Source organism: Brevundimonas sp., from assembly GCF_016742135.1.
GTDB lineage: Bacteria > Pseudomonadota > Alphaproteobacteria > Caulobacterales > Caulobacteraceae > Brevundimonas.
In genome coordinates this window covers 330637-353317 of sequence record NZ_JACVCG010000002.1, presented here as the reverse complement: position 1 = coordinate 353317, position 22681 = coordinate 330637, and the positions used below count along the sequence as shown (strand labels likewise).

General features: G+C 66.2%; 29 protein-coding genes and 1 tRNA gene. 16 read left to right on the top strand and 14 right to left on the bottom strand.

Features of this window, described 5'->3' with window-relative positions; all coding sequences use genetic code 11:
• The first annotated feature begins 32 nt into the window (after positions 1 to 32).
• From fumC to IBJ06_RS05350, 3 genes are read left to right on the top strand one after another with little or no spacing between them, the layout of a single operon-like run.
• Positions 33 to 1430, top strand: a complete 1398-nt coding sequence (gene fumC, locus IBJ06_RS05360) for a class II fumarate hydratase (RefSeq protein ID WP_292157978.1) — start codon at positions 33 to 35, stop codon at positions 1428 to 1430.
• A gap of 55 nt (positions 1431 to 1485) precedes the next feature.
• Entirely contained in the window at positions 1486 to 1731 is a 246-nt protein-coding gene (locus IBJ06_RS05355; protein WP_292157976.1) for a type II toxin-antitoxin system CcdA family antitoxin, read from the top strand.
• The gene (locus IBJ06_RS05350) at positions 1728 to 2042 is read left to right on the top strand and encodes a CcdB family protein (RefSeq protein ID WP_292157974.1); all 315 of its coding nucleotides are present in this window, start codon (positions 1728 to 1730) and stop codon (positions 2040 to 2042) included. Before IBJ06_RS05355 ends, IBJ06_RS05350 begins: the two co-directional genes overlap by 4 nt.
• 56 nt (positions 2043 to 2098) lie before the next feature.
• Here IBJ06_RS05350 and IBJ06_RS05345 read toward each other — a convergent pair whose 3' ends face one another.
• Both IBJ06_RS05345 and IBJ06_RS05340 read right to left on the bottom strand, forming a co-directional pair.
• Complete coding sequence (locus IBJ06_RS05345; protein ID WP_292157972.1) at positions 2099 to 2326, bottom strand: DUF2171 domain-containing protein; 228 nt, start codon at positions 2324 to 2326, stop codon at positions 2099 to 2101.
• A gap of 81 nt (positions 2327 to 2407) precedes the next feature.
• Positions 2408 to 2809, bottom strand: coding sequence for a YccF domain-containing protein (locus IBJ06_RS05340; protein WP_292157970.1), 402 nt, complete (start codon positions 2807 to 2809; stop codon positions 2408 to 2410).
• 72 nt (positions 2810 to 2881) lie between these two features.
• On the opposite strand from IBJ06_RS05340, the gene IBJ06_RS05335 reads away from it, so the two are divergent.
• Together IBJ06_RS05335 and IBJ06_RS05330 are read left to right on the top strand one after the other, a co-directional pair.
• A complete protein-coding gene (locus tag IBJ06_RS05335; protein WP_292157968.1) occupies positions 2882 to 3067 on the top strand; it encodes a DUF4169 family protein in 186 nt (61 codons plus the stop codon).
• Positions 3060 to 3200, top strand: coding sequence for a hypothetical protein (locus IBJ06_RS05330; protein ID WP_292157967.1), 141 nt, complete (start codon positions 3060 to 3062; stop codon positions 3198 to 3200). Before IBJ06_RS05335 ends, IBJ06_RS05330 begins: the two co-directional genes overlap by 8 nt.
• An 8-nt stretch (positions 3201 to 3208) precedes the next feature.
• On the opposite strand, the gene IBJ06_RS05325 is transcribed toward IBJ06_RS05330, so the two are convergent.
• The gene (locus IBJ06_RS05325) at positions 3209 to 4087 is read right to left on the bottom strand and encodes an EamA family transporter (protein WP_292157965.1); all 879 of its coding nucleotides are present in this window, start codon (positions 4085 to 4087) and stop codon (positions 3209 to 3211) included.
• Positions 4088 to 4279: 192 nt separating this feature from the next.
• On the opposite strand from IBJ06_RS05325, the gene IBJ06_RS05320 reads away from it, so the two are divergent.
• Positions 4280 to 4942, top strand: coding sequence for a hypothetical protein (locus tag IBJ06_RS05320; protein ID WP_292157963.1), 663 nt, complete (start codon positions 4280 to 4282; stop codon positions 4940 to 4942).
• An 18-nt stretch (positions 4943 to 4960) separates the two neighbouring features.
• Here IBJ06_RS05320 and IBJ06_RS05315 read toward each other — a convergent pair whose 3' ends face one another.
• Entirely contained in the window at positions 4961 to 5728 is a 768-nt protein-coding gene (locus IBJ06_RS05315; protein WP_292157961.1) for a Coq4 family protein, read from the bottom strand.
• Between the two features lie 76 nt (positions 5729 to 5804).
• Here IBJ06_RS05315 and IBJ06_RS05310 point away from each other — a divergent pair, with 76 nt between their 5' ends.
• On the top strand, positions 5805 to 6053 hold the full coding sequence (locus IBJ06_RS05310; protein WP_292157959.1) for a ribbon-helix-helix domain-containing protein: 249 nt from the start codon (positions 5805 to 5807) through the stop codon (positions 6051 to 6053).
• A gap of 50 nt (positions 6054 to 6103) precedes the next feature.
• A complete protein-coding gene (locus tag IBJ06_RS05305) occupies positions 6104 to 6823 on the top strand; it encodes an SIMPL domain-containing protein (protein WP_292157957.1) in 720 nt (239 codons plus the stop codon).
• A 27-nt stretch (positions 6824 to 6850) separates the two neighbouring features.
• Here the strand turns inward: IBJ06_RS05305 and IBJ06_RS05300 are convergent, their stop codons facing one another.
• Positions 6851 to 7069 (bottom strand): hypothetical protein, encoded by a 219-nt coding sequence (locus tag IBJ06_RS05300; RefSeq protein ID WP_292157955.1) that lies wholly within the window; start codon positions 7067 to 7069, stop codon positions 6851 to 6853.
• Between the two features lie 118 nt (positions 7070 to 7187).
• On the opposite strand from IBJ06_RS05300, the gene IBJ06_RS05295 reads away from it, so the two are divergent.
• From IBJ06_RS05295 to IBJ06_RS05280, 4 genes are all read left to right on the top strand, one after another.
• The gene (locus IBJ06_RS05295; protein WP_292157953.1) at positions 7188 to 9497 is read left to right on the top strand and encodes a UvrD-helicase domain-containing protein; all 2310 of its coding nucleotides are present in this window, start codon (positions 7188 to 7190) and stop codon (positions 9495 to 9497) included.
• 76 nt (positions 9498 to 9573) lie between these two features.
• Positions 9574 to 10875: an O-antigen ligase gene (locus IBJ06_RS05290; RefSeq protein ID WP_292157950.1), complete on the top strand. Its 1302-nt coding sequence runs from the start codon at positions 9574 to 9576 to the stop codon at positions 10873 to 10875.
• A gap of 4 nt (positions 10876 to 10879) precedes the next feature.
• Positions 10880 to 12949 carry a DNA topoisomerase IV subunit B gene (gene parE, locus IBJ06_RS05285; RefSeq protein WP_292157948.1) on the top strand — a complete coding sequence of 690 codons (2070 nt, stop codon included), beginning with the start codon at positions 10880 to 10882 and terminating at the stop codon, positions 12947 to 12949.
• An 80-nt stretch (positions 12950 to 13029) separates the two neighbouring features.
• Positions 13030 to 14412, top strand: coding sequence for an alkaline phosphatase PhoX (locus tag IBJ06_RS05280; protein WP_292157946.1), 1383 nt, complete (start codon positions 13030 to 13032; stop codon positions 14410 to 14412).
• On the opposite strand, the gene IBJ06_RS05275 is transcribed toward IBJ06_RS05280, so the two are convergent.
• Complete coding sequence (locus IBJ06_RS05275; protein ID WP_292157944.1) at positions 14381 to 15481, bottom strand: COX15/CtaA family protein; 1101 nt, start codon at positions 15479 to 15481, stop codon at positions 14381 to 14383. The genes IBJ06_RS05280 and IBJ06_RS05275 overlap by 32 nt on opposite strands.
• 133 nt (positions 15482 to 15614) lie before the next feature.
• Here IBJ06_RS05275 and IBJ06_RS05270 point away from each other — a divergent pair, with 133 nt between their 5' ends.
• From IBJ06_RS05270 to IBJ06_RS05260, 3 genes are all read left to right on the top strand, one after another.
• Complete coding sequence (locus tag IBJ06_RS05270; RefSeq protein ID WP_292157943.1) at positions 15615 to 15866, top strand: transglycosylase; 252 nt, start codon at positions 15615 to 15617, stop codon at positions 15864 to 15866.
• Positions 15866 to 16072 carry a DUF2842 domain-containing protein gene (locus tag IBJ06_RS05265; RefSeq protein ID WP_292157941.1) on the top strand — a complete coding sequence of 69 codons (207 nt, stop codon included), beginning with the start codon at positions 15866 to 15868 and terminating at the stop codon, positions 16070 to 16072. Before IBJ06_RS05270 ends, IBJ06_RS05265 begins: the two co-directional genes overlap by 1 nt.
• Before the next feature lie 80 nt (positions 16073 to 16152).
• The gene (locus tag IBJ06_RS05260) at positions 16153 to 16416 is read left to right on the top strand and encodes a DksA/TraR family C4-type zinc finger protein (protein ID WP_292157939.1); all 264 of its coding nucleotides are present in this window, start codon (positions 16153 to 16155) and stop codon (positions 16414 to 16416) included.
• 157 nt (positions 16417 to 16573) lie between these two features.
• On the opposite strand, the gene IBJ06_RS05255 is transcribed toward IBJ06_RS05260, so the two are convergent.
• The 8 genes from IBJ06_RS05255 to IBJ06_RS05220 all read right to left on the bottom strand — a co-directional run bounded on the left by IBJ06_RS05255 (position 16574) and on the right by IBJ06_RS05220 (position 21939).
• Positions 16574 to 17485 (bottom strand): hypothetical protein, encoded by a 912-nt coding sequence (locus IBJ06_RS05255; RefSeq protein WP_292157937.1) that lies wholly within the window; start codon positions 17483 to 17485, stop codon positions 16574 to 16576.
• Between the two features lie 291 nt (positions 17486 to 17776).
• Positions 17777 to 17853 (bottom strand) — tRNA-Pro (locus tag IBJ06_RS05250).
• Positions 17854 to 17925: 72 nt separating this feature from the next.
• Entirely contained in the window at positions 17926 to 18354 is a 429-nt protein-coding gene (locus IBJ06_RS05245; RefSeq protein WP_292157934.1) for a MerR family transcriptional regulator, read from the bottom strand.
• A 14-nt stretch (positions 18355 to 18368) separates the two neighbouring features.
• On the bottom strand, positions 18369 to 18674 hold the full coding sequence (locus tag IBJ06_RS05240) for an integration host factor subunit alpha (protein ID WP_292157932.1): 306 nt from the start codon (positions 18672 to 18674) through the stop codon (positions 18369 to 18371).
• Positions 18675 to 18749: 75 nt separating this feature from the next.
• Positions 18750 to 19727, bottom strand: coding sequence for a beta-ketoacyl-ACP synthase III (locus tag IBJ06_RS05235; protein WP_292157930.1), 978 nt, complete (start codon positions 19725 to 19727; stop codon positions 18750 to 18752).
• A complete protein-coding gene (gene plsX, locus IBJ06_RS05230; protein ID WP_292157928.1) occupies positions 19724 to 20806 on the bottom strand; it encodes a phosphate acyltransferase PlsX in 1083 nt (360 codons plus the stop codon). Before plsX ends, IBJ06_RS05235 begins: the two co-directional genes overlap by 4 nt.
• Before the next feature lie 81 nt (positions 20807 to 20887).
• Positions 20888 to 21412 carry a DUF177 domain-containing protein gene (locus IBJ06_RS05225; protein ID WP_292157926.1) on the bottom strand — a complete coding sequence of 175 codons (525 nt, stop codon included), beginning with the start codon at positions 21410 to 21412 and terminating at the stop codon, positions 20888 to 20890.
• The gene (locus IBJ06_RS05220) at positions 21409 to 21939 is read right to left on the bottom strand and encodes a ubiquinol-cytochrome C chaperone family protein (RefSeq protein WP_292157924.1); all 531 of its coding nucleotides are present in this window, start codon (positions 21937 to 21939) and stop codon (positions 21409 to 21411) included. The genes IBJ06_RS05225 and IBJ06_RS05220 overlap by 4 nt, the downstream gene beginning before the upstream one ends.
• 88 nt (positions 21940 to 22027) lie before the next feature.
• Here IBJ06_RS05220 and bamE point away from each other — a divergent pair, with 88 nt between their 5' ends.
• The gene (bamE, locus tag IBJ06_RS05215; protein ID WP_292157922.1) at positions 22028 to 22504 is read left to right on the top strand and encodes an outer membrane protein assembly factor BamE; all 477 of its coding nucleotides are present in this window, start codon (positions 22028 to 22030) and stop codon (positions 22502 to 22504) included.
• Positions 22505 to 22681: the final 177 nt, after the last annotated feature.

The window sequence follows — 22681 nt, the reverse complement described above, 5'->3', positions numbered from 1 at the left end:
AGCCCCTGATCCCCGCTACCGGAAAGCCGCTCATGTCCGATACCCAGAAGCCCCGCGTCGAAACTGATACCTTTGGCCCGATCGATGTGCCTGCCAGCCGCTACTGGGGCGCGCAGGCGCAGCGCAGTCTGGGGAATTTCAAGATCGGCTGGGAGACGCAGCCCCTGCCGGTCGTGCGGGCGCTGGGCATCGTCAAGAAGGCCGCCGCCGAGACCAATATGGCACTGGGCAAGCTCGACCCGAAACTGGGCCAGGCCATCATCAAGGCCGCCGATGAGGTGATCGAGGGCAAGCTGAACGACCACTTCCCGCTGGTCGTCTGGCAGACCGGCTCCGGCACCCAGTCGAACATGAACGCCAATGAGGTGATCTCCAACCGCGCCATCGAGATGCTGGGCGGCGAAATGGGCTCCAAGGCACCGGTGCACCCGAACGACCATGTGAATATGAGCCAGTCGTCGAACGACACCTATCCGACGGCCATGCACATCGCCTGTGCCGAGGAGGTGGTGCACCGCCTGCTGCCGGCCCTGCAGACCCTGCACAATGCCCTGAACGACAAGGCGCAGGCGTGGAAGGACATCATCAAGATCGGCCGCACCCACACCCAGGATGCCACCCCCATCACCCTCGGCCAGGAGTTCAGCGGCTACACCCAGCAGATCGCCAAGGGCATCGAGCGGATCCGGTCGACCCTGCCCGACCTGATGCAGCTGGCCCAGGGCGGCACGGCGGTCGGCACCGGCCTGTCGGCCCCGGTCGGATTCGCCGAGGGCGTTGCCGACAAGATCGCGCAGATCACCGGCCTGCCCTTCACCTCGGCCCCCAACAAGTTCGAGGCCCTGGCCGCCCACGACGCCATGGTCATGACCCACGGCGCGATCAACACGGTCGCCATGTCGTGCTTCAAGATCGCCAATGACATCCGCTTCCTCGGCTCCGGCCCGCGCTCGGGTCTGGGCGAGCTGGCCCTGCCGGAAAACGAGCCGGGCTCGTCGATCATGCCGGGCAAGGTCAATCCGACCCAGTGCGAGGCCCTGACCCAGGTTTGCGCTCACATCCACGGCAACAATGCCGCCATTGGCTTTGCCGGCTCGCAGGGGCATTTCGAGCTGAACGTCTACAACCCGATGATGGCCTACAACTTCCTGCAGTCGGTGCGGCTGCTGGCCGATGCGGCGGTCAGCTTCACCGACAACTGCGTGGTCGGCATCGAGCCGCGCCTCGACAACATTGAGCGCGGCCTGAAGAATTCGCTGATGCTGGTGACGCCGCTCAAGGAAAAATACGGCTATGACCTGGCCGCCAAGGTGGCCAAGACCGCGCACAAAAACGGCACCACCCTGCGCGAGGAAGCCATCGCGCTCGGCATCCCCGGTGAGGATTTCGACGCCATCGTCCGGCCCGAGACGATGATCGCGCCCGGCTAGGGACCCATGGCGCGGCTGGATCGCCCGCGTTACAACTTCGTGCTAGGCTTCCCCTATGGGAAAGGCCGAGCTGAGAATCGAAATCGATCAGGCGCTGCTGGACGAAGCCCGCGCGCTGAATATTGACGTCGAAGCTCTGACCGTCGAGAGCCTTCGAGCCATCCTCGACGAGAAGCGCGTGAATCTGGCCTCGGCGGAAAAGGCCCGGCAATGGGCCTCGGAGAACGCCGAAGCCATCGCCCTGCACCGTGAGCGGATCGATCGCCACGGCGTGTTCGGAGAGGATGTCCGGACCTGGTGATCCGCCAGTTCGACATTCTGGATAACCCCGCACTGCGATCCCGCGAGATCGCCCCGTTTGTCGTAGTCGTGCAGTCCCATCTCTACGATGAGGGGCCCACGGTGCTGGTGGCTCCGCTCTTCCGAATGCCGGAAGAGGCCGTGCTTACGAAGGTGACTCTGCGGGTTTCCCACGCGGAGGAAGCGTTCGTGTTGATGCTCTCGGAATTGGCGGCACTGGATCGCCGATCTCTCGGGCCGACCCGAGGGTCTCTCGCTGGCCGCGAGGATGACATCCGCCGAGCTCTTGATCGCCTACTGACCGGCTTCTGACGCGCAAGACCCCGCCGGTGAAAGCGGGGCCTTCCGTCTTTCAGAGGCGGACCAGCCTACTGTTTGTCGGTCCAGCGGGCCTTGGCCTCGTCCTCGGTGAGGTTCAGGTGGACGTGCTCATCGACGTGGTTGACCCAGTCCATGGGGATCATCCGATGTTTGAAGCCGGTGTCGAAATCCAGCTTGGCCAGTTCGATCTCATTACCCCTGACGTGATCGACGCGGCCGATGCGGCCCCCGTCGGATCCGATGACGTCCATATGTTCCTTGATGGCTTCCAGCATGGTCGCTCCCTTTCGGTTGGATGTGTCCAATCAACGGGAGGGCGCGGAAAGCCGTTGCATACGGCAGCGCTGGAGGATGCTTCAGGGCTTGTCGCGGATGGTACGGCCGACCGGCGCGAGCGCCAGCTTGGCCAGCTCCAGATCCTTGAGCGCGAACGGGATGCCGATGATGGTGATGGCCTCCACAAAGGCCGCAATCAGGTGGCTGAGAGCGATGTACCAACCGGCGAAAATGAACCAGATGACGTTCAGGATCACGCCCACCGGACCCACCCCGATGTCACCCACGTCGGGGTCACGCCACACGATCTCTCGCCCGAATGGCCACAGCGTATAGGTCCCGATCCGCCAGGCCGCGAAGGTCCACGGCAGGCCGACGATGGTGAGCGCCAGCAGGGCACCGCCGAAGAACCAGCCGACGGCCGAGATCAGGCCGCCGAAGATCAGCCAGAGCACATTGAGGATCAGTCGAATTAGGTCCATGCGCGAATATATAGGCAGGGAGCCGGCCGGCACCGAGTGAATTTCCTGACATCCTGGGGTAGGCTTTGTCGCATGGCCGAGATCATCAACCTGAACCGCGCGCGAAAGGCCCGTCAGAAGGCGGCGGCAGCGGCGACGGCGGCAACGAACCGGCTTCTGCATGGCCGCACCCGCGCGGACCGTGAGGCGCGGCGGATCGAACGCGAGCGGGCGGACCGGCATATCGAGGGCCACAAACGGGAGGACGATCATGATTGATCCCCGCAAGGACAAGCGCGTCCGGCACGGCCTCATCCCCCTGCTGGTCGCCCTGCGGCTGGAGGCGAAGCGCAAGGCCGCGCGCCAAGGCAAGCCCGCCCCGGATGACGAGCACGACGACGACCGTCGCTAGCCTTGGGGCTAGCTGACCTTCGGCGCGCGGATCAGCAGCACCTGACCAGCCAGCACGAGGGCGAGGCCGAACAGCGCCGCCAGACCAAAGCTGGCTCCCTCGAACAGCACCGACACCAGCATGGCAATGGGCGGGGTCAGGGCCGAGATATAGCTGGCCAGCGCATAGCCCCGGCTCCGGGCAATGCTGAAATAGATGACGAAGGCGACGACCGAGCCGAGCAACGACAGATAGAGCAGCGAGCCGATGTAGCTGACCGTCGGCTCGATCCGCCATTCGACCCCCTGGGTCAGGCCGAAGACGGCCAGCATGGCGGTGCCATAGGCCATGGCCCAGGCGGTGGCGGGCATGACGGCCGAACCCGCGACCTGTCCTCTCCAGGCGAAATAGTTTCCGAGGGCCGAACTGAGCACGGCCAGCGCGGCCATGCCGACACCGAGGCCCGCCGCCTCTGTCATGTCGCTGCCCAGAATCTCCGAGCCAGACAGGACTGCGACACCGAGGAGGCCCAGCGCTGCTCCACCCCAGGCCAGACGCGACGCCTTTTGCCCGGCGATAAAGCGGAACAGCACCAGGTTGATGAAGGCCAGGCCGGCGAAAATGACCGCGACCACGGCCGACGGCACCCGCTCTTCCGACGCATAGACAAAGCCATAGGAGACGGCGAAGACGAAGGCCCCCTGCCCCAGCGCCGCCAGTTGCTGCACCCGGTTCAGCCGGACCGGACGCCGGGTAGTGAGGCAGAAGGCGAACAGGGCCAGCGCCGCCAGACCGAACCGCCAGACGATCGAGACGGTCGGCGCGACCGGCCCCAGCTGCAGGGTGATGGCATACCAGGTCGTGCCCCAGATGACGGCGCAGACACCGATGCCGAGAACCAGTTTCATCGTTGAGGAGGGGTGTCCGGGCGAGGTCAAGGAAGGAGCCGGTCAGATGGGAACGGAGCAGCCCGCCTCATGCCCCGAATTCCGCCCCGTGACGAGCGCCCATTTGCGCGCCCGCCGTCAGGGACCGTCAGTTTATCGCACCGCGCAGGTTGGCAAGCTGGGCCGGAGGACGGAATTAACGGGAGGACTGGAATGCATACGTTCCGTTTTCACACGGCGGCCCTTCTCCTGGCGCTGTCGCTGGGACTGAGCCAGGCCCCGGCGGCCATGGCCCAGAGTAATCCCTATGAGGCCGGCTGGGATGCCTACGAGGCCGGAAATCACGCCCGGGCGGCGCAGCTGTTGCGCCCCTATGCCGAAGCGGGTGATCCGCATGCCCAGAACGCCATGGGCTATATGAGCTTCTACGGGTACGGAATGCCCCGGAACCGGCTGGAGGCGGGCCGGTGGTACGGACTTGCGGCCCGTCAGGGTCACGAGCCGTCGCAGCAGGTCCTGAACCAGATCGCGCCACACATCATGGAGGCCTTGTTCGTCGATCAGATTGATCGATTTGGCCCCGACACCACAGATGTGGGCACCTTCCGCTACGACGTCGAGGTCTACTGCATCTACGGCGGAACCAACTGTCAGGCCTGGAGAACCCGGGCCCGCCAGTTCCAGGACGACTGGAACCGCGCTGCGGAAGCGGCCAATCTTCGGCGGGCATGGGGCGTCTATACCGGAGGGTCCGATGACTTCTGGCGGCGATCGCGTGAGCGCAGCGCCTGCCTCCGTCGAGTCTCGGAGTCCATCCAGCGTCAGACCTATGGTCAGCAGACCTGGCGCTATGTCGACAGCTGCGGCACGCTGTAGTCCGGGCCTCCGCCCGGGTCAGGCGCGCAGCTTCAGCGCCCGCCGGACTTCGACGGGCACCGACAGATAGATGTCGGGTGTGCCGATACGCAGGCGGCGGCGGGCCTCGTCCAGCGGGCGAGCGAACAGAGCCTCATAGTCCAGGCCGGGTAGCCATTCGGCCCGCCGTCCCATCTGCCACGCCTGCCAGACCGCGCGACGCGCCGGCACCGCGCGGTTCTCGCGCCGGATTTCCCCGGCCGCACCCCAGCCGATCAAGGCAAAGCCGAGGCTTCCCGTCTGGCCATAGGAAAAGGCGACCACGCAGGCCTCACCCAGGGCGTCAGGCTCAAAGCCGGTCAGCACATGCCAGATGTCGTGGACATCGCGCAGGCGTCGCGAATACCAGACGGTCGGGTGTTCGGCATCGATGAAGGGCACCACTTCACGCTCGACCCGGACCAGGCCGTCGGCGGTAAATCCCGTCGCTTCCCGGAACGCGCGATACGCCGCCCCGACAGACCCCTCGGGAAAGCGGGTCAGCCACTCGGGGTCATCCAGGCGCTGCGCCAGCTCCTCGCGCAGATAGGCCTGACGCCCGCCCTCGAAGGTGCCCAGCAGCTTCTGATAGCCCCGCGTGGTCGAACGACCGTTCAGGGCCTTCATGATCTCGAACACCTGGGCGGTGTCGTCCTTGTTTCGCACCAGGCGCTGGAAGGCCCGGAGCGCGGTCAGCGGACGCAGACGCTCCGCGCGCACCGGATTGAAGCTGTCGATGCCGGGGATTTGTGTGGCAAGGTCGGTCATGTGGGATTCCGGACAGGACGGTTGCTTTAGCATACGCTTGGCTGGCCCGGACGTCACGCCTCGACAGGACCCGTTCATGCTGAAGAAAAAGTCCGTGATGCTGGCCGGGCACGCCACCTCCATCGCGCTGGAGCCGGAGTTCTGGGCGGTGCTGGAGGCCCGTGCGGCGACACTGGACATCAGCCTGGCGGCGCTGTTGAAACAGATCGATGCCGCGCGCGGCCGACGCCCCCTCGCTTCGGCCTGCCGGGTTCACGCGCTGGCCTGGGCGTCGGATCCCGCCCCGCCCCCGGGCCGGAATAACCCCGTTCGCGATAGCGTTTGACTCGTCCCACCAAGGGATCATGGTGCGGAGATCAGCACAGGATTCCCCCCATGAAAGCCGATAACCGCCTTGTTCCCGCCGTCGCTGTTGCCGGGCTTCTGGCGCTTGGGATGGTCGGGGGCGGAGCCCTGATCGGCCAGGGCGTGGTCAATGCCAGGGTAGGCGACCGGGTAGTCACCGTCCGGGGCCTCTCGGAGCGGGATGTGGTGGCCGATCTGGCCATACTGCCCGTCCGCTTCACGGCGACGGGTGAGGTTCTGTCGGAGGTGCAGGGCAGGATCGATGCGGACCTTGCGGCCGTGCGCCAATTCCTGACGGCCCAGGGCTATCCGGCGGATGCCGTCACCTTGGGGCGGCTGGAGGTTACCGACATGCAGTCGCGGGAATACGGCGGCCAGAACAACGGACCCCGCTTTATTCTGGCGCAGACGGTGATTGTGCGGACGACGGACGTGGCGCGGGTGCAGACCACGACACGCTCACTGAACGATCTGGTGCGCCAGGGGGTGGTGATCCAGGATTTCAGCGGCCCCACCTATGTTTTTACCCGGCTGAATGATGTGCGCCCGGAGATGATCGCGGAGGCGACCGCCTCGGCCCGCACCGGTGCGGAACAATTCGCCAGGGACTCCGGGACGGCGCTGGGCCCCATCCGGGAAGCCACCCAAGGCTCGTTCCAGATCCTGTCGCGGGATGAGATCGGCGACGAGAGCCAGTCTCCCGACAAGAAGGTGCGGGTGGTCACGACCGTCCGGTACAGCCTGCGATAGGCCGAACCGAACGGTCGATCCCATGGGTTATTGAGCCGGCGCGGGCGAAGGCGTGGGAACGTCGGGCGCCGACACCTCGGGCAGGTTCACATCGACATCGACCTGCTTCTCCTGGGTGCCCATGCCGCCCGCGAAGACGAAGTAGGCGATGATGGCCAGCACGACGACGACACCGCCGACGATGAAGGCCAGACCCGCATTCCCGCCGCCGCCGTTGCCACCCGTGTTGTTCGATTGATCGGACATTGTTTCCTCCGGTTAAGCCTGATGTGCCAAACGGAGGCGAACGGCGCAGGTTCCCGGTCTCGTTGCCTTGCCGCGCATGATGGCCTTGGCGCGCGCCGGTTCCTATTATGTTTCGCTCATGTCCGACTCGCTCCCCCTCCCTCCCCGTATTTCCGACCTGGCGCGGGTCGGCTCGCCGCTGCCCGACTATCTGCAGGGGCTGAATCCCGAACAGCGCGAGGCGGTCGAGACGACGGAGGGGCCGGTGCTGGTGCTGGCGGGCGCGGGCACGGGCAAGACGCGGGTGCTGACCACGCGGCTGGCGCACATTCTCGCGACGGGCAAGGCGCGCCCGTGGGAGTTGCTGGCCGTCACCTTCACCAACAAGGCCGCGCGCGAGATGCGCGAGCGGATCACCCATCTGATCGGGCCGTCGGCCGAGGGGCTGCGCTGGCTGGGCACCTTCCACTCGATCGCCGCCCAGATTCTGCGGCGCCATGCCGAGCTGGTGGGCCTGAGATCCAGTTTCACCATTCTCGACACGGACGATCAGGAGCGGCTGCTGAAACAGCTGATGGAGGCCGAGGGCATCGACACCAGGCGGTGGACGCCCCGGACGCTGGCCGGTCTGGTCGACCACTGGAAGAACCGCGGCTGGACCCCGGCCAAACTGCCGGGTACGGAGGATTTCGCCAACGGCAAGGCGAAGTCGCTCTATGCCGCTTATCAGGACCGGTTGAAGACCCTGAACGCCTGCGACTTTGGCGATCTGTTGCTGCACAACCTGACGATCCTGTCCGAGCATGCGGATATTGCAGAGGAATACCGCAGGCGGTTCCGCTACATCCTGGTCGACGAGTATCAGGACACCAACGTCGCCCAATATCTGTGGCTGAGGCTGCTGACCTCCTCCACCGGCAATGTCTGCTGCGTCGGCGATGACGACCAGTCGATCTATGGCTGGCGCGGGGCCGAGGTCGACAACATCCTGCGCTTCGAGCGCGACTTTCCCGGTGCGAAACTGGTCCGGCTGGAGCGGAACTATCGCTCGACGGGCAATATCCTGGGCGCGGCCTCGGGCCTGATCGCGGGCAACCGCGGTCGACTGGGCAAGACCCTGTGGACCGAGGATGACGGTGGCGACAAGGTCCGCGTACGCGGGGTCTGGGACGGCGAGGCGGAGGCCCGTCTGATCGCCGACGAGATCGAGACCGCCCGGGCCTCTGGCCTGAAATACAAGGACATGGCGGTCCTTGTTCGCGCGTCGTTTCAGATGCGGGCGTTCGAGGAGCGGTTCGTCATGCTGGCCATCCCCTATACGGTGATCGGCGGGCCGCGCTTCTTCGAACGGGCCGAAATCCGCGACGCCCATGCCTATCTGCGGCTGATCCAGTCCGAGGACGACGATCTGGCCTTCGAGCGGATCGTCAATGTGCCCAAGCGCGGGATTGGCGACACCTCGGTGCAAAAGATCCTGCATCTGGCGCGCACGGCGGGCATCTCGGCCATGGCGGCGGTCCACAGGCTGATCGAATCCGACGAACTTCAGGCCCGCACGCGGACCGCCCTGGCCGGGTTCGCCCGCGACCTGCACCGCTGGCGGACCCTGGCCGCCGACCTGCCCCACCCCCAGCTGGCCGAAACCGTGCTGGAGGAGAGCGGCTATACCGACATGCAAAAGGCCGATCGCCTGACCGGTCAGACGCGGCTGGATAACCTCAAGGAGCTGATCCAGGCCATGCAGGGGTTCGATACCCTTCAGGCGTATCTGGAGCATGTGTCGCTGGTGATAGACATGGAGCGGGCCTCGGGCGACGACTCCGTCCAGATCATGACCCTGCACGGGGCCAAGGGGCTGGAGTTTCCGCTGGTCTTCCTGCCCGGCTGGGAGGAAGGCGTCTTCCCCAGCCAGCGGAGCATCGACGAAAAGGGCGAAAAGGGTCTCGAGGAGGAGCGTCGGCTCGCCTACGTCGGCCTGACCCGCGCACGCCGCGATGCGCGGATCAGCTTCGCCGCCAACCGTCTGGTCTATGGCCGCTGGACCGCCCAGATGCCCAGCCGCTTCGTCGACGAACTGCCCATCGATCACGTCCAGCCCGAAAGCGAGACCGGCTATTACGGGGCCGCTCCCAGCGCCCGTCAGGTGCAGGACCGCTGGTCCGAAGGCACGACCTTTGGCGGCGGCTACGACAGCCCCGGCTGGAAGCGGGCCCAGCAGCGGACGACGTCCGGTTCGGCTTCGCGCACCCCGCCCATCGAGGGCGTCGCCCGCCGCGTCGACAGCCCGGCGACCGCCGCTCCGTCAGGCCAGTGGGCCCGGGGCGAGCGCGTGTTCCACCAGAAGTTCGGCTATGGCCGCATCCAGGGCGTCGAGGGCAACAAACTGCGCGTCGCCTTCGACAAGGCCGGCGAAAAGAAGGTCATCGACAGCTTCGTCGAGAAGGCTTGAGGCGCGCTTCCCCAACGCTTCGTTAACGCCGCGCGTTCACCTTCCGGGGGTGCGCGCCTCACCGGGAGATTCGGCCTTGTCCCTGCCCGCGCCGCCCCTGTGGGAACAGGTTGCGGCGGGGTTGGTGATCGTCATGCTGACGGGGGCGCTGATCGGGCCGGTGTTCGCGCCGGATCAGGGTGAGACGCCGATCCTCAGGCTGATCTGGTTGCCCGTCTATGCGATTACCCTGGGACTGATCCTCAACCGTCTCGGGCGGATGGCCTCGGCCTGGCCCGCGTGGATCATTCTCGGCCTTCTGACCCTGCTGGCGCTGGCATCGCGCTACTGGTCGATCGATCCGGCGGTGACGGACCGGCGCGTGATCGCCCTGTTCATGACCAGCGCCTTTGCCGTCTATCTGGGCGTCGCCTTTACCGGGGCGCAGCTGCCCCGCCTGCTGATGCACACCGGGCTGGTGATGGCGATCGGCAGTCTGGTCATGGTGCTGGCCTTTCCCGCCATCGGCATCCACCAGGAAGACAACGCCGGTCTCTGGCGCGGGCTCTGGTACGAGAAGAACCAGATGGGGATCGTCATGGTGGCAACCGCCGTGGCGTCGGCCGCAGTGCTGGCTGCGCCCGACCGGCATGAGCGCACCGTCTGGACGGCCCTGCTGACCCTGGCGATCAGCATCGGCCTGATGCTGGGCACCCAGTCCAAGACCTCCCTGCTGTGTCTGATGGCCGGGCTGGGGGTCATCGGCGGCCTGTGGATCATGCGTCGGGGTGGGCCCGTCCTGTCGGTGCTGGCCGTCTGGGGCGCAGTGACCGCGGCCGGCATCGCCGCCTGGGTCTGGACCGACAATTCCGCCCTGATCCTCGAGCTGCTGGGCAAGGATCCGACCCTGACCGGGCGGACGGACATCTGGGAAAGCCTGATGCGGCGCGTCGCGGAACGCCCGTGGACAGGCTTTGGCTACAGCGCCTTCTGGGGCAAGGAGTCGGTGCCCGCCCTCTATGTCCGGCTTGAAACCGGGTGGCTGGTGCCATCGGCGCACAACGGCTGGATCGACCTGCTGGTCCAGGTCGGCTGGCCGGGCGCGATCCTGGTCGGCACGATCATGATGATCACCCTGGTTGCGCTGGTCCTCCGGCTGGGCGGTCAGGGCCTTCGCGAGGGCGGGTTTTCGCTGGCCTATCTGCTGGTTTTCACCCTGCTGAGCGCGTCGGAAAGCGTGCTGCTCAGCCATGCGAACCTGCCCTGGGCGCTGTTTCTGGCCATGACGGCGCGGGCGCTGACGCCCGACCCGATGCCGAGACGCCACACCGCCACGGTTCCGCTTGCCCGACGCCGCAGAGGGGCCTACCTGACCTCCCCTCGAATCGTTCCAAACTGAGGTCATGCCTCCCACCTCCGCGCCGTCCCTGTTCGACCTGCCCGAGCCCGAGCCCGAAAAGCCTGCGGCGGGGTCCCCGCGCCCGCCGGTGGCCCCCGTCGCGGCCGTGAGGCCCGCCGAGCCCGTACAGGCACCCGTGGCAACGACCGGCTATTCTGCCTCCTCGATCGAGGTGCTGGAGGGCCTGGAGCCTGTCCGCAAGCGCCCCGGTATGTACATCGGCGGCACGGACGAGCGGGCCCTGCACCACCTGTTCGCCGAGGTGCTGGACAACGCCATGGACGAGGCCGTGGCCCGCCATGCGAAACTGATCAAGGTCGAGCTGGACGCCGAGGGCTTCCTGTCTGTCCAGGACGACGGTCGTGGCATCCCGGTCGATCCCCACCCCAAACACCCCGGCAAGTCCGCGCTCGAGGTCGTCATGACCGTACTCCACTCGGGCGGCAAATTCTCGGGCAAGGCCTATGAGACCTCAGGCGGCCTGCACGGGGTGGGCGTATCGGTCGTCAACGCCCTGTCGGACCAGCTGGAGGTCACCGTCTGGCGCGACGGCCATGAGTGGCACCAGAGCTTCTCGCGCGGCCTGCCGCAGGGCGGCCTCGAAAAGCGACAACCGTCGAAGAAGCGCGGCACCCTGATCCGCTTCCGGCCCGATGCCGACATCTTCGGCACGGGCGCCGCCTTCAAGCCCGCGCGCCTGTTCCGCATGACGCGTTCCAAGGCCTATCTGTTCCGGGGCGTGGAAATCCGCTGGACCTGCGCCCCCGAACGGATCGTTGATGCGACGCCGGAGGCGGCGGTCTTCCACTTCCCCAACGGCCTGGCCGATGCCCTTGCCGAGCGGATCGGTGAGCTGGAGACCGTCACCCCGACCTTCAGCGGCCGGGTTGAACGCAAGGGCGAGACCGGCGCCGTCGAATGGGCCGTGACCTGGAGCCCGATCGGCTTTGGCGAGGCCGATGGCTTTGTGCAGTCCTATTGCAACACGGTCGCAACCCCCGACGGCGGTACGCATGAGGCCGGCTTTCGCGCCGCCCTGGTCAAGGGTCTGAAGGCCTATGGCGAGCTGTCGAATGAAAAGCGCGCCACCATCATCACCGCCGAAGACGTCATCGCCAATGCCGGCGCCCTTATCAGCGTCTTCATCCGAAATCCGGAGTTCCAGGGTCAGACCAAGGACCGGCTGTCGTCGCCCGAGGGACAGCGCCTGGTCGAGGCCCTGCTGCGCGACCCGTTCGACCACTGGCTGACCGAAAGCCCCAAACAGGCGAACGCCCTGCTGGGTTTTATCATCGACCGGGCCGAGGATCGGCTGAAGCGCCGCAAGGACAAGGAGGTCCAGCGCGCCGCCGCGACCCGCAAGCTGCGCCTGCCCGGCAAGCTGGCCGACTGCACCCGTCAGGCGGCCGAGGGCACCGAACTGTTCATCGTCGAGGGCGACTCGGCCGGTGGCTCGGCCAAGCAGGCCCGGGACCGCGCGACCCAGGCCATCCTGCCCCTGCGCGGCAAGATCCTGAACGTGGCCTCGGCGACGGCGGACAAGCTGCGCGCCAATGTGGAATTGTCCGACCTGACCCTGGCCCTGGGGGTCCAGCCGGGGAACCGCTTCAACCTGGGCGACCTGCGCTATGAGCGGGTCATCATCATGACCGACGCCGACGTGGACGGCGCCCACATCGCGGCTCTGCTGATCACCTATTTCTATCGCGTCATGCCCGAGGTGATCCGCGAGGGTCGGTTGTTCATGGCCCTGCCGCCGCTGTACCGCATCCAGGCGGGCAACCTGTCGGAATACGCCCGCGACGAAGCCCATCGCGACGAGCTGCTGGCCACCACCTTCAAGGGCCGCAAGGTCGAGATCGGACGGTTCAAGGGCCTCGGCGAAATGATGGCGTCGCAGCTCAAGGAAACCACCATGGATCCGAAGAAGCGGACCCTGGCGCGCGTCACCCTGCCCGAGTCCGAAGGCGAGATCGCCGATCTGGTCGAGCGGCTGATGGGCAAGAAGGCCGAGCCGCGTTTCGACTTCATCCAGCAGAACGCCCGCTTCGCCCAGGCCGATCTGGACCTGTGACGATCCGTCCCGCAATCGTCATCGAATGGTGATGATCCCGGCATGTTGAGGCGGCATATACGGCGCACAAGGAGCCTCCCATGTCCCTGATCCGCCGCCAGCTGCTGACCGCCGGTGCCGCCGGCCTGGCCTTCTCCGGCCTCGCCCGCTTCGCCCATGGCCAGTCCGCAGAGACCTATATCAATGAGGTGGAAGGCTATGGCCCGCTGAAGACCGATCCCGCCGGCCTGCTCGATCTGCCGGACGGGTTCACCTATCAGGTCATCTCCCAGAGCGGCGACACCATGGAAGACGGGCTGTTCGTGCCCGGCCAGCCGGACGGCATGGGCTGCTTCGATCTCGGCAGTGGTCGCGTGGCCCTGGTCCGCAACCACGAACTGAAGGGCTCCAGCGCCCTGCATCGCAATCTGGGTCCGGGCGGCCTCAATCAGGAACGGATCGGCGGCGTCGACGTCTCGAAGTCCTATGACACCTACAAGGACGGGCGCCCCCTGCCGGGCGGCACCACGACGCTTATCTATGATCTGGAAAGCCGCCGGACGGTCGGCGAATACCTGTCGCTGATCGGCACCTCGACCAATTGCTGCGGCGGGATCACGCCCTGGGGCAGCTGGCTGACCTGCGAGGAAAACACCGAGCTGCCCCAGACGGACAACGTCACCCGGCCGCACGGCTTCGTCTTCGAGGTCCCGGCGACGGCCGAAGGGCTGGTCGAGCCCGTGCCGCTCAAGGCCATGGGCCGGTTCGATCACGAAGCGGTCTGCATCGATCCCCGGACCGGCATTGTCTATCTGACCGAGGACAAGAACGACGGCCTGTTCTACCGCTTCATTCCCAAGGTCGCCGACAGGCTGGCCGAGGGCGGCACGCTTCAGGCCATGGTGGTGCGGGGACAGGCGGGGGCCGACACCCGGAACCAGGACGACCGGCTGTGGAACGTCGGCGACTGGCTGGAGGTCGACTGGATCGACATGGAGGATGTCGAGGCCCCCAATGACGACCTGCGTCAGCGCGGCCATGCCGCGGGCGCGGCCCTGGTCGCGCGGGGCGAAGGCCTGTGGTGGGGTCAGGACGAGCTCTACATGACCGCCACCTCTGGCGGGCCGATCCGCCGGGGCCAGGTCATGCGCCTGCAGCCGAGCATCGACGGCGGTCCCGACCGGCTGCAGCTGTTCGTCGAGAGCACCGACGAGAAGATGGTCAATATGGCCGACAACCTGACCATCGCCCCCTGGGGCGACCTGATCCTGTGCGAGGACAACTATTCCAGCCAGATCCGCAATCACATCAAGGGCGTGACTCCGGATGGCAAGCTCTACACCATCGCCCGCAACGTCTTCACCGGGAATGCCGAGTTCGCCGGCGCCTGCTTCTCGCCGGACGGACAGGTGCTGTTCGTCAACATCATGTACCCGGGCATGACCCTGGCGATCAGAGGCCCATGGACCTCGGTCCGGCGATAAAGCGCCGGGGCCGCGACCGCATCACCAGCCACAGATTGACCGTCGCGGCCGCCAGCACAACGGCGGCCCCGGCCTGGTGCAACACGCCCAGCCACAGGGGCACACCCTGCATCAGGGTGGCGATGCCCAGCCCGGCCTGCATCATCACGGTCGCCAGAAGCACCCAGGCCGCAGCTCCCGCCCCCTCGGCCAGTCGCCAGCGCCAGGCCTGAACCGCATAGATCACCACGGCCAGCATCAGGGCATAGGCGGTCATACGGTGATTGAACTGGGTCAGGGCCTGATCGTGCAGGAAGGCCAGCGCCCCCTGCCCCCAGTCTACCGGCGCGAGGAAGGCCCCGTTCATCAGCGGCCAGTCGGTATAGACCAGCCCGGCCTTGCCCCCCGCGACCAGCGCGCCCAGCAGGCACTGCACAAACACCAGCCCCAGCATCAGGCTGGCCCCGCGTGTCCAGCCCGACGGCGACTCGGACCGCTCGGGCCCGTTCAGCGCCTCCAGCCCCGTCCAGATCAGGGCCGCAAAGATCAGCAGCGCCAGCCCGAGGTGAAAGGCCAGGCGCTCGGGCGCCACGTCCACGCGCGCCTCCAGCCCCGACGACACCATCCACCAGCCGACCACGCCCTGCAGGCCGCCCAGCACCAGCAGGATCAGGCATCGCCAGACCAGCCGGTCCGGCAGGGCGGGCAGACCCATGCGCCTCAGGCCGGTGACATGGCGCGCCGCGAGGAACACCAGGAACGGCAGGCCAAAGGCCAGACCGATCACACGGCCCAGCTGGCGGTGGATCCACTCCCACCAGAAAATGCTCTGGAACTCGGCCATACTCATGCCGGCATTGACCAGCTGGTACTGGGGAATGGCCTTGTACTTGTCGAAGGCTTCCTGCCAGTCGGCGGCGTTCATCGGCGGGATGGCGCCCATCAGGGGCTTCCATTCGGTGATCGACAGGCCCGAGCCGGTCAGCCGGGTAATCCCCCCGACCACGACCATGGCGAACACCAGGGCCGCCACCAGAAACAGCCAGACGGCCACGGAAACGCTACGCTCGGGCTGACCAAAACGGTTCATTCAAAGCTCGCCACGGGTACACTACAGTGAAAGGCCGATGGACCCGACCTCGATACAGGCGATATGCCTGTCGATGACGGCAAGATCGAGTCGCTTCTGACGGTCACGCCGTCGCACAGGATCGGAGACGGACATGGGCAATCTGGACATCGCGGTGGCCGTCATCCTGACAGCGGCCCTGGCCTTAGGGTTTGATGCCGTAACCGGACGGCGGGGCCTGGCCGCACCGCTGCTGGTGGCCTTCACGGGGGCCCTGTGCGGAGGCTTTCTGGCCGTGCGGGTGTTCGCCGTGGCGACCATGGACCAGTGGCCGTGGGTCATCTGGTCGGTTGTCGGCGCGGCGCTGGCGCTGGGGGCCCATTTCCTGTTCCGGAATACCCGCTGATGCCCGTTCGCATGCGGCGTCTGGTGGCCATGGTCGGCATCCTCGCCTTTCTGGCCTTCTACATCTGGGCGGTGCTGGCCATCCACGCCCTCCTGCCGCGCTCCTTCTGGACCGACCTGATCTTCTATCCGATCGCGGGCATCGCTTGGGGCATCCCCCTGTTCCCCCTCCTGAAGTGGGCCGAGCAGGAGCCGCCGCCCCGCTGACCCGGGTCCTTCGGGACCTTTAAAATTCCTGCCGACTTTCCATATCCATACGGAACAGATCCGGATGGAGCGACGACACAATGGCAGGCGGCTGGACACGCGACGGCGCGGTTCTTGACCAGATCGAGGATACGGTCGGCGACGCGGTCTCGTCGGCCCGCGCCCGCCTGCCCACCGGCCCCGGCACGGAAGAGTGCGTCGAATGCGGCGAGGTCATCCCCGAGCGCAGACGCCTCGCCCTGCCCGGCGTCACCACCTGCGTCCAGTGCCAGTCCGGCCGCGACGCCACCATCCGCCACTCCGCCATCAACCGCCGCGGCAGCAAGGACAGCCAGCTGCGGTAGGAGGCCGCGGGGGCGACGTCTACTCGAGCCCGATGAGCACGGCCCTGCCGGAGAGTCCGCAACTCCGCCAGTCACCGACCAACGGACTTGCGGGAGGTCAGGGATGGGTGGAAAGCGGGAGTCATGCCAGCGTGCAGGCTTAAACTGGCGGCAGGCATCAGTACTGATGCTTTTCGCCTGCCAAGTCGATTGCTTCGTTCCGTCGCCGCCACGCGTAAGCCAACGCAATCTGTGCTAACTGAAAGGGATTTGGCTCGGGTAGCGTGACGCCCAGACCACGCGATGGAACTCGAATTGCTTTCTGGCGATCTTTTATCTCGATCGGCGTGAGAACAGCGGGTGCCACGAACGACCCTCCGATCAGCGGCTCGTTCTTGCCGGTTTCGGCTGGCCTAAGCCTAAAACTCTGGGCTACGCCGTGTTCGAGGGCGTTCCGGGCCTCGCTGACGAACGTCAGAGTCTCATCTTCATCAATGTCGAGAGTGCATTTCCTCCAAGAGGACCGATCGGCCTGCGTGCCAATCCGATCACATTTGTTGATGCAGCGCCGCCAGCTAACGAGGAAGTCGGTCCAGTGTCCAACCGCCTCCTCGAAGGTGAAATGCCCCCTCAGGCGGTCGAGCGCATCGTCGGCTTTCAGCAGAGCCTCATCTAAATCTACGTGTCGTCGCTCATCTCGATCAATAGAAATGGCCCACAACAGGGACTGGTCGCCGGGGGCTCTCGGGATGCTCACTCTCTGGTAGACAGGATGTTGCACCTGCTCGCTAAGAACGATAACCCCGCCAACAACTACCGACAGAGTGTAATCGGCTCGCATGGCGAAAGCCGCTTTAACGTTTGTGGCGTGCAGTTCTATCACGGGCAGATGCCAACTGAGCTCGCGCTTCCCTATCTCGGCAAAGGTTAGTATCCATTGGCCGGTTGGTAGAGCGTCCAAGCGGATCGCGATGTCCTGCGTCCTTTGATCAAGAAGCGTCACCGGCTTCTGGGGCGGCCAGACCGGGTCAAGCGCTAAGTCCAAGATGATGGTGAAGGGCGGTGGCGTCAGCATTGGCGGTTGGGTCATCCGCCTATCCTGAATGATTCGTGTTGGACGCACGCTATCCCGACGTTGACCGTAACGTGTAGTGGCCGCCAAGGATGGCGGTCGTCGTCTTAGACCGAGATGCGGACGACCTATTAAGCGGACCTTTTGAAGGTGTGTGATGTGTCGAGATCGGTCATCGACGCCATGCCAGATTGCGGACCCTGGACCAGCCCATAACGGCGCCTGTGACAACGCCCGCGACAACCACCCCAATTGCAAAGGGGCCGCCCGAAAGCGACCCCTTCAACCAACCGTCTTCATTGCGGAAGATGGTCGGAGCGACAGGATTCGAACCTGCGACCCCTTGACCCCCAGTCAAGTGCGCTACCAGGCTGCGCCACGCTCCGAAGGCGCTCCCTATAGACGGGGAGCCGTTGCGTCGTAAACCCAAATCACGGCCGGATGGCACAATAAAGCTGTCAGCGACCGAGGGCGGCCTCCAGCCGGCTTTGCGCGGCCTCAATATCGCGCAGCACCTCGGCCAGACGCTGGCGCTGCTCGGCGGTGAGGCCGGGTGCGGCGAAGGGGCTCTCCGGCCCGACCGGGGCCTCGGGGGCGGGGCTCACCGGCGCGGGGCCGACGGGCTCCTGGCCCAGGATGCGCTTGACGCCCTGGGCCTTGTGCAGGCGGGCGACGCCCTTGAGGGTCAGGCCTTCCTCATGCAGCAGGCGCCGCACGCCCTTCAGGACCTCGATGTCCTCGGGGCGATAGAAGCGTCGGCCCCCGGCGCGTTTCACGGGGGTCACAAAGGCGAATTTGGTCTCCCAGAAGCGCAGCACGTGCTGGGGCACGCCGACCTCGGTGGCGGCTTCGGAGATACTGCGAAAGGCTTCGGGGCTTTTGGCCACGCGCGGCCCTCCGTTCAGCCGGCGGCGGCGGCGTGGACGCGGCTCTTCATGATCTGCGAGGCGCGGAAGCTGATGACCCGGCGCGGATTGATGGCGGCGGGCACGCCGGTCTTGGGATTGCGGCCCATGCGCGCGCGCTTCTCCCGGACCTGAAAGACGCCAAAGCCCGACAGTTTCACGGTCTCGCCGCGCTCCAGCGATTCGACGATCAGGCCCAGCGTCCGCTCGACCAGGGTGGCGCATTCATTGCGCGACAGGCCCAGGGCCTCATGCACCGCGTCGCACAGATCGGCCCGGGTGAGCGTGTGATGGTCGTCCAAGCGTCCCTCCCCTCGCTGAAGTCAGTTCCACATTAAAGGCTGAAAGCCGTTGAAATGGAAAGGCGGAAATTCGTTTTACAGGCGAAGAGCGCAGGCACCCCAGGTCAGACCGCCGCCCATGGCCTCCAGCAGCACCAGATCGCCGCGCTTGATCCGCCCGTCCCGGATCGCGGAATCGAGGGCCAGAGGGATGGATGCGGCCGAGGTATTGGCGTGCAGGGCCACGGTCGAGACGACCTTGTTTTCATCCAGCCCCAGCCGGTCACCGACGCCCTTGATGATGCGTTGATTGGCCTGATGCGGCACGAACCAGTCGACATCGGCGATCTCGATCCCGGCGGCCTCGGCGGCGGCGGTGATGGCCTCGGCGATATTGACGACCGCGTGGCGGAACACCTGATTGCCCAGCATGCGCAGATGGCCGACCTGACCGGTCGTGGCCGGACCGCCGTCGACATACAACAGGTCGGTCTTGGTGCCGTCGCAGCGCAGGGCCGAGCCCAGAATGCCGCGATCCGCCGATGTTCCCTGCCCCTCGACCGGCTCCAGCACCACCGCGCCGGCGCCATCCCCGAACAGGACGCAGGTGGTGCGGTCCTCCCAGTCCATCAGTCGGGTCATTTCCTCGGCCCCGATGACCAGAGCGCATTTCGAGGTTCCACGCGCGACGAAGCCGTCGGCGACGCTCAGCGCATAGACAAAGCCCGAGCACACGGCCTGGATGTCAAACGCCACACAGACCGGCACACCCAGCTTCCTCTGCACGATCGAGGCGGTGGCCGGAAAGGTCATGTCCGGGGTGGTGGTGGCGACGATGATCAGATCGACGTCGGCCGCGGTCTTGCCGGCCTCCGCCAGGGCCTTTTTCGCCGCCTCGACCGCCAGGTCGCTGGTCGGCTGATCCGGCGCGGCCTGATGCCGCTGACGGATGCCGGTCCGCTCGACGATCCATTCGTCCGAGGTATCGACGAACTTTGCCAGGTCGGCATTGGTCACGACCTTTTCCGGCAGATAGGCGCCGACGCCGGTCACGGCACTACGAACAACAGTCACTGGTCAGTCTCCACACCGGGGCCGGTTGCCGAACCGGCCTCGTCCTCCTCGAGGACGGTCGTCATGCGCTTCAGGCTGGCGCTGACCTTGGTCATATAATCACTGCGGGCCAGATCGCCCGCCACGCGGATGGCATTGCCAAAGCCATAGGCGCTGGCCCCGCCGTGGCTTTTGACGACGATGCCGTTCAGGCCCAGCAGCGGCCCGCCGTTGATGGCATTGGGATCGATGCGGCTGCGCATCTTCTTCAGCGCCGGCAGCGCCATCATGGCCCCCAGCCGCGACGGCAGGCCGGACATCAGCGCGTCCTTCAGCAGGGCCGAGATGAACCGCGCCGTGCCTTCCGCCGTCTTCAGGGCGACATTGCCGGTAAAGCCGTCGGTGACGATCACATCGACCGTGCCCTTGGCGATGTCATCGCCCTCGACAAAGCCGTGATAGTCCAGATCGAAGGCGCCGCTGCGCAGCAGGCGGTGGGCTTCCCGCACCTGTTCGTGGCCCTTCATGTCTTCCGAGCCGACGTTCAGCAGGCCGATGGTCGGGCGCTTCGTGCCGTGGACGGCGGTCTGGAAGGCGTCGCCCATGATGGCGAATTCGATCAGCTGGGCCGCGTCGCAGTCGATATTGGCTCCGACGTCCAGCACGGCCGTGATGCCGCGAAGGGTCGGCCAGCTGGCGACAATCGCCGGACGTTCCAGTCCCGGCGCGGCCATGCGCAGCTGCAGCTTGGCAATGGCCATCAGGGCGCCGGTATTGCCCGCCGAGACGATGGCGGCGGCCTCGCCGGACTTCACCGATTCGATGGCGTTCCACAGGCTGGAGCCCTTGCCGCGCCTCAGCGCCTGGGCCGGCTTTTCGTCCATGGCCACAACCTTGTCGGTGTGACGGACGTCGATCCTGTCGCCGTGCAGCCGGTGCGCCCCGATCTGGGCCTCGATCGCGTTCGCATCGCCATGCACCAGAAACCGCAGGTCCGACCCCGGATGGGCCTTCAGATAGTCAGCAATCCCGCCCACCACCACGGACGGACCGTGGTCGCCGCCCATGGCGTCCAGCGAAATGACGAGCGTCTTCGACAAGCAGAAAACTCCTGGGGGGCCGGTCGGCCCCGGGTGGCGGACGATAGCGCCCGGCCCGGCGGATGCAACCGTTCTGCGAACTCAGCCGTCGCTATCGGCGCGCGGTTTGACATGGCCCTTCAGCACGGCAAAGGGCGAAATCTCGGCCGTTTCTTCCGGAGCCTCGAACACGGCCCCGGGTTTGCGCGGAAAGGGGTCGAGCGCCAGCGACAGATGTTCCAGCACATGACGGCTGATGTCGATGCGCCCGTCGCTGATCACGTCCGGCGCATCCTCGTCCAGACTGACCTCGACCTCGGTGCCGTCCGCGTGCTCATCGGCCTCGACCAGATCCAGACCAAAGGTCTCGTCGATCTGCTCCTCGACCGGCTCCAGCGTCAGGCCACAGGCCTGAACGGCCTCGGCCGTCAGCCGCCCCGACAGATGCCAGCCGACCCGGGCGGGCACCAGCGTCAGCTCGGCCTCGAACCGGGGCAGGTCCAGAATATCCAGCCATCTTGCGATGGCCCGGCGGGTCTCCGCATCGGGGGCCAGGGTGAAGGTTCGCATGTCCCCGATCTGGTTGATGCGGACGGCCTCGATCAGCACGGGCGGTGCGCCGCTCATGAGGACACCCCGGCCCAGTCGGGGGTCTTCAGGCAGGCGTCGACCGGCTGGGCCGCGAGGCGTGCCCGGCATTCCAGGGCGTAGGCGGCCAGCCAGGGCGCGTGGTCCGCGCCGCTGCCGGCATAGACGTTGCGGTCCAGGGCCTCGGCCAGGCCGGCGGCATCGTTCGCGCGCAACGGTGCCTCATAGGCGTTCATACGACCGTAGACCGCCTCGCCCAGCTTTCGCATCTTCTTCGACACGGCGACGTCCCCGACGCCCAGTTCGCGCAGCGCATTGTCGAGCGCCGATACATAGGTGTCGAACAGATCCTGGGCCGCGTCCCGGGCCGCAGGCGTGTCCTCGTCGCGCAGACGCAGCACCAGCAGCAGCACATGCAGGGTATAAAGCTCGAATCGGGCGTCGATCCGGTCCTCGACCCCGTGGTCCAGATAGAATTCGCGGGCGCGGGCGCGGGAGACGGCCAGTCCATAGGCCTCGCGGCCCGGCGAGGCCCTTTCCCTGAGACCGAGAAGATTTTTCAGCATGATCACACGGCCCCTTTTCCGCCGCGACGTTGAACTAGGACGCGGCAGGGTCTAGGTCAAAGACCTTGTATTGTCGCAGGCGCTGTCCATGAACCGTTCCAAGTCCCTCGTCGCCGCTTTTCTCCTGTCCGCCGGGCTTGTGGCCTGCGCCCCGGTCGTGGGCGTGCATGGCTTCCAGGCCGTCGACGTCAGGCCCGCCGACATCGTGGCCGGCACCGACACCAAGGAAACCGTGCTGGCGCGGCTGGGCTCGCCCTCGGCCACCTCGGTCTTCGAGGAGGACAGCGTCTGGTACTACATCAGCCAGACGACGCGGAAATACACCTTCAACCGGGCCTTTGTCGCGCAACGCAATGTGACCGAGATCACCTTTGACGAGGCCGGCAATGTGGCGGGCGTCCGCACCCTGGGGCTGCAGGATGGCGAGCAGATCGCCATGAACCGCAACCAGACCCCCACCCGCGGTCGCGAACTGACCATCATCGAACAGCTTCTCGGCAACGTCGGGCGCGGCCAGCTGCCCCGCACCGACGAGGACGCCCCCGGCCAACGCCGCCCGGATTAACGCCTCAAGTCGCCAGACTCCGCGAGGCGAGAATAGGCACAAAAAAGGCCCCGGAGATCGCTCCCCGGGGCCTTTCTTTTGTCTCCTCCCTGTCGCGCAGCGATGGGGAGGTGGCTCGAAGCGTAGCGAAGAGACGGAGGCGGTCTTGCCACCCACAGAGCCCCTCCACCGCTTCGC